The sequence below is a fragment of the Wolbachia endosymbiont of Drosophila tristis genome, from assembly GCF_028981745.1.
GTDB classification, from domain to species: domain Bacteria; phylum Pseudomonadota; class Alphaproteobacteria; order Rickettsiales; family Anaplasmataceae; genus Wolbachia; species Wolbachia pipientis.
The window spans coordinates 1-5,828 of sequence record NZ_JAPQLN010000069.1; the positions used below are offsets into that span (position 1 = coordinate 1).

The following is a 5,828-nucleotide window of genomic DNA, read 5'->3' on the forward strand; positions in this document are numbered from 1 at the left end:
CCACTGAGAATTTCATATACCTAGCTATGAGTAGGGTTATGTTAAAGAGGGAATATGCTTGAATTTACTTGTTTCCGGACAACCTCTTAAAGCAAAACGCTACATAGATGAGATTAAAAAATCTGCCCCGAATCTTTACAATTTATGTTTTAAATATTTCACACCGCAAGAGAGATTTCTGTATTTAAAACAACGAGATTTTGCAGGAATTGAAGGCATATCCATTGATTACTTGGTGATGGAGAAAGCAAAAAACGTTGCAATGATAGAAGCTAATTTCGATTGGTTGGATGTTGGAACTTGGAATTCAGTTTTAGAATTGAGTGAGAAGTTTAGTAAAGAACCGGCATCATTTCAGCATGTGATGAGAGAAAAAGAACCAGTTTCAACGACAGAAAGTAATAAAAATTTATTGAGTGGAGCTTGTAAGCAACCAAACAAAAGTCTAATTTCATTTATTCATAAAGTTAAGAAAGTAAAGGTGATAAGGAAAGAAGTTAAACCATGGGGATTTTGTAGTATAATTTTAATGAGCGAAAATTTTCTTATAAAATATCTTTTTATCAATCCATTAAGCTGCACTTCTAAGCAATTCCATCACTATAGAGATGAATACCATATAGTGCTATCAGGAGTTGGATATGTTAGTTTAGAAGACAAAGAATATGCTATAGCAAAGGACCATATGATAGAAATCCCAAGGGAAGTTTCCCATAGGATTGAAAATAGAAGCACAAGCTTTCCACTTGAAATAGTTGAATTTCAGATAGGAGAGCATTTATCTGATAATGATATAGTGAGATTGGATGATGTATATGGAAGAATATGGTAACGCCATAAATGCATTTGTTGGCAATTTATAATATGGGTATAGCTGCTTTATGTAAAAAATAATATTTACTAAATCTTAATATTTTAAACCTATACCCATATTTTAATAAATAATGAGTTGTAATTAATATGAAGGATCCATTTAAAAGTGACAATTATAGAGAAAATCTCGGTTTCCTTAAAGAAGCTATAAAAGCAAGAGATGAGTTAGTAACTATTAGACATTATAATAAAACGGTAAGGGATTTATCTCAGGCATTAAAGCGTTTTACAGATAAGGCAGAAGATGTAGCTAAGTTTGTTATACGTAGTGACTCAATTGATTATGTAAAATCGATGAATGGAAAGCCATCAGGTCTTAAGATATTAAAGGAAATATTGAATAGAATCTCGGGAAGAAATGTTCCAGTTAAGAATATAAGTAGTTTTATTGATAAATTACCTCCTCCTACTTCAATGACAATCTTTGAATATCTAGAGGCTTATCGTAAAATTTCAGGTTTGGAGCAAGTTGAAAGAGGAAATATTGCAATAGCTCCAGAAAAGCCAGAACGCAGTTTTCTAAAAGAAGATAGACAAGTAGAAGTTAATTATAATGATTCAGGCCATGGAAATTCATTAGATGAAAAGCCTGGATACAAAGAGATATCAAATTATCAAGAGAAGAAGAGTAAAATTTTAACAGAAAATTCACAAAGTTCAAAATCGCCTAGAGAAGAGCTAATTTATGTAACAGTTCCTAAAGAACATATGGAAGCAAAAAGAGAACTTAAACAAAAACAACAATCTAAACCTCCAATATTGCCAAAACCATCAATAGCACCCCCATTGCCAAAAAAAATGTTTACTGCTGGTCAAGAAGTTAGACAAAAACCAAAAGTAGTAGGAACTGTTCCTAAATCAACTAAAGATAAACCTGAATTACCACTAAAACTTAAAAAGTTAGGTCATACTGATCAAAAATCAAGCACAAAGCTAGAAATGGTAGTATCTTCTATGGAAAAAGAAATTAATTATAATATCGATATTAAAGTACAAGAGATAAGAAAAAAATTCAAACAAAATCAAGCAAAAGAAAGTCCTAATGCGTAAACTATTGAAAGCAGGACCCCTCCTGTTGCACAAGTGAATATAGATGTGGAGAAAAAAACTAGGCCATCACCAAAAGTTGCTTCCCAATCTCGCTTATTTCCAATGAGGGATGAAATATCTCAGATGAATCCCTTATCAGCAAAATCTGATCCGAGACCTCATGTTAGCAAAAATGCTCTTCTCACAGATGTAAATGTAAAGCAACTAGTTGTACAATTTGAAAATTATGGAAGGAAAGAATTATAACTTATTGAATAAACCCAATAATATTCTTGATTTTTTCTATGTTATAAAAGCACAAGCTCTCCACTTGAAATAGTTGAATTTCAGATAGGAGAGCATTTATCTGATAATGATATAGTGAGGTTGGATGATGTATATGGAAGATTTTGAAATTCTAATGTTAAAGATACTCTATAAGTCTGCTAAATTTAAGGAAGCAAAAATCTCTAGTTTTTAAATAAAGAAAAGTCTACAATTATACGAAGTTTCAAAAATATAATGTCTAACCTCAAAATATTTTGTAATGTCCATTGCCTTTGAAATTACTATGGCTGCTTGCTATTTGCGAGCAAGAAATGCCAGATTTTGCTCTATAATGACTTTGTTCTCTATTATCGGCATTGCCCTTGGAGTTGCAACACTAATAGTGGTGATGTCTGTGATGAACGGATTCAGAGCAAAGTTGCTTGACTCAATACTTGGCATTGATGGCCATATTAACGTTTATTTTGATAGGAACATAAATTCAGATTACTACGCAGTTTCAAAATCTATTGAGAGAATTCCTGGTATATTAAAAGCTACTCCTATGACCAATGATCAAGTTATTATTGTAGCAAATGGTAAAATTGCAGGTAGCGTAGTGCGAGGTGTGTCAACTCAAGATTTGCTTGATAGTACTGCCGTTACAAATAATGTAATTATAGGTGATGTAAAAAAATTTGATGAAGGGATAATAATAGGAGCACGCTTAGCAGAAGTTTTGAACATTGACTATGGCGACGAAATTACGTTTATATCATCTGAAGAATTTGATGCATTACTTGGTGAAATGCCGCGAATGAAAAAATATAAAGTTATAGCAATATTTGATATGGGTATGTTTGAGTATGATAATACCTTGATATATATGCCTCTAAAATCAGCACAAGCCTTTTTTAATTATAAAAATAGCATAAAAAATATAGAAGTACTTGTAGACGACGTTACTAGAGCTGATAAGCTGGCAGATGCTATAGAAAAAGAAATAGGAATGGAAGCTGAAAGTTGGCAATCACAGCAAAGCCATTATTTTAGTGCTTTAAAAACTGAAAGAAATGTGATGTTTTTAATTCTCACTTTGATTATAGTTGTAGCAGCGTTTAATATTATCTCAAATTTAATGATGATAGTGCAAGAAAAGAAATCCGCGATTGCAATTATGCGTACATTTGGTGCAACAAGTGGAAGCATTATGCGTATATTTTGCGCTTGTGGTCTATTAATCGGTTTTACGGGAACTTGTCTTGGCTGTATTATAGGTGTCGTTTTTTCTCTCAATATCGAAAGCATTAGAGTGTTTTTAGAAAACATTACTAACATCAAGCTGTTTGATCCTATGATATACTTTTTTTCAAGTTTGCCAGTGATATTAGTACCCCAAGACGTAGTAAATATTTCTGCACTTGCGTTACTCTTATCATTTTTAGCGACAATTGCTCCTGCGTTGCAGGCAGCTGCACAAGATCCTGCGGAGATACTACGTTATGAATGATACTCAGCAAAAGTACATAGGTTGGTTCTTAATTGTATTGTTATTTACCGGTTACATCACAATAAATAACATAATCTTTTTAAAAATAAATCAGCAAGAGAGTGAAAACAATGTGAAAGCTTTAACGGAAAACATGGATGAATTTAGAATGTTGCTTGAAGTTAATCAATCTAGAATAGAAAAAAAGATATTTGACCTCAAGAGAAGTCAGCATACTCAATGTGAGCAAGGTGATAATAACTCAAGATGTAAGAACCTTGCAAAATTGCTATTACTTGTGGTTAAAATGAAGAATTCGTTATTGCGAGAAGCAAAATTTGATAACCATATAAATTCAATAAAGCCTTTTATATCAGAGCTTGACGATCCAGAGATAGAAAATGCAGTAGATGAATTAGAAAATTTGAAAGAGATAAATACCTTACACGAATTGAAGTTATCTTTTGAAAAAACTATTGATACTATCGATTACAACAAAAGTACATTGTCTAAAAAAATCATTTCAAACTGGATAAAGGTAGACGACCGAAATGATCCATTAAGAGTAAAATTCGCAGAAATTGAGGAGTCAATAAATGATAATGATTGGCAAAATATAACTGTTACAGTAAGCAATTTAACGCATTCAGAATTCAAGCTATGGCTGAATAAATTGAATGGTTTTATTGTAGCTTCTAAGAATATTTCAACAATATATCATCACTTATTACAATATATCTCATGATTTATTTTATAATTTTCGCTTTTTCGTTTTTATTTGGTATATGGGTCAAGGTAAGTGGTGAAGTAATAAAATTGGAATTAGGCAATTACACTATAAGTATTGATCTATATTTCATTATTTTTACTTGTGTAGTTTTATTATTTTTATTAATTACACTTGTACGCTTTTTTTCCTCCATTTCATCAACATTTGCCAACATAAGAAATAGAAGAAGGGATAGGGAAGAATTGCTTCTCTTTGAAGCTTTCTTTAGCATAGACTTAGACAATATAGAGAATGCCCAAAAGCTAGTTAAAAGTCTGAGTGAGGAGAGCGATAGGTTGTCTTTAATAAAGCTCTTTAACTCAGGTAAGACGGGAAATTACAGCTTTTTCAGTAACGGTTTAACAAATATTGCAAATAAAAATCGTAACTTAGCTCTACTTCTAGCCAATAAGCTGATTGTCCACCTCAAACAAGAAAAAGTAGTCTTTCAAAAATTTATAGAATATTGCTCTAGTTCAATTAACGATAAAATGCTATCTATTCCCTTTCAAATAGAGCATTGCATATTGAAAGAAGATTGGATTAATGCAATTTTGAGGTTGAAGGAAGCAGTTAAGTCCAATATTTTTCTCCCCTTTGATCATAAAGAAATGTTTGCAGTGTTTTATTGCGCTTTAGCAAAGCAATATGAAAGTAAAGGAAATTTTAAGGAGGCTATAAAGTCTTTATTTAGAGCACAACGTTATAGTGCAATTTTTCAGCCCATCAATTATTTAAAGGCAGAATTATATATTAAACTTGGAAAAATCAGAAAAGCTTCTGCAGTGCTAGAGGCAGAGTATACAGTAAATCCTACTCCTCAGTCAGCTAAAATGTACATCAATTTAAATAGTAAAGGTGCTGACAGACTATACAACTTACGCCCTGATTATTATTTTAGTTACTGTTTACTTGCTTTGTCCTCAATGAGTTCAGGTAAATATGATCTTGCAAGTCAATATTTAGATACTGCTATGAAAAAAGCTAATTACATGTCAATCTACTTTATTGTAATACAACTCAAGGTTACATTGCAAGAACACGACAAGGTAATTTATTGGCTAAACAAGATGGGCTCAGAAGCTTTGCCTGATCCAGGCTGGAAATGTAAAAATTGTAACAGGGAACTAGAACAATGGGATCATAAGTGTTCAAGTTGTAATAGTTTTAATTGTGTTTATTATATATTATAAAATTCCACAAAGTGTAGAAATTAGAGGTTGTCCGGAAACAAGTAAATTCAAGCATATTCCCTCTTTAACATAACCCTACTCATAGCTAGGTATATGAAATTCTCAGTGGATGTTGTGAGTAAATCATACTCCTTCGATAGCCTTCTATTCCTATTAACCCAAGCAAAAGTCCTTTCTACAACCCATCTTCTTGGCTGTACTTTAAACC

At 32.0% G+C, this 5,828-nt stretch carries 6 protein-coding genes and 1 pseudogene; 6 read left to right on the forward strand and 1 reads right to left on the reverse strand.

Annotated features, from left to right (window positions below):
• Window positions 1-88: 88 nt before the first annotated feature.
• The 6 genes and pseudogenes from OZD64_RS02625 to OZD64_RS02650 form a co-directional block, all read left to right on the forward strand.
• Window positions 89-832: pseudogene (locus OZD64_RS02625) on the forward strand (cupin domain-containing protein); the annotation flags it as partial.
• A 128-nt stretch (window positions 833-960) separates the two neighbouring features.
• Window positions 961-1,923, forward strand: a complete 963-nt coding sequence (locus tag OZD64_RS02630; RefSeq protein ID WP_274999248.1) for a hypothetical protein — start codon at window positions 961-963, stop codon at window positions 1,921-1,923.
• Between the two features lie 33 nt (window positions 1,924-1,956).
• Window positions 1,957-2,169, forward strand: a complete 213-nt coding sequence (locus OZD64_RS02635; protein WP_274999249.1) for a hypothetical protein — start codon at window positions 1,957-1,959, stop codon at window positions 2,167-2,169.
• A 280-nt stretch (window positions 2,170-2,449) separates the two neighbouring features.
• Entirely contained in the window at window positions 2,450-3,679 is a 1,230-nt protein-coding gene (locus OZD64_RS02640; protein ID WP_274999250.1) for a lipoprotein-releasing ABC transporter permease subunit, read from the forward strand.
• On the forward strand, window positions 3,672-4,403 hold the full coding sequence (locus OZD64_RS02645; protein ID WP_274999251.1) for a hypothetical protein: 732 nt from the start codon (window positions 3,672-3,674) through the stop codon (window positions 4,401-4,403). Before OZD64_RS02640 ends, OZD64_RS02645 begins: the two co-directional genes overlap by 8 nt.
• Window positions 4,400-5,620, forward strand: coding sequence for a heme biosynthesis protein HemY (locus tag OZD64_RS02650; protein WP_038199600.1), 1,221 nt, complete (start codon window positions 4,400-4,402; stop codon window positions 5,618-5,620). The genes OZD64_RS02645 and OZD64_RS02650 overlap by 4 nt, the downstream gene beginning before the upstream one ends.
• A 47-nt stretch (window positions 5,621-5,667) precedes the next feature.
• On the opposite strand, the gene OZD64_RS02655 is transcribed toward OZD64_RS02650, so the two are convergent.
• Window positions 5,668-5,828 (reverse strand): transposase (locus OZD64_RS02655; RefSeq protein WP_274999147.1); only part of this gene is annotated, 161 nt, incomplete at its 5' end.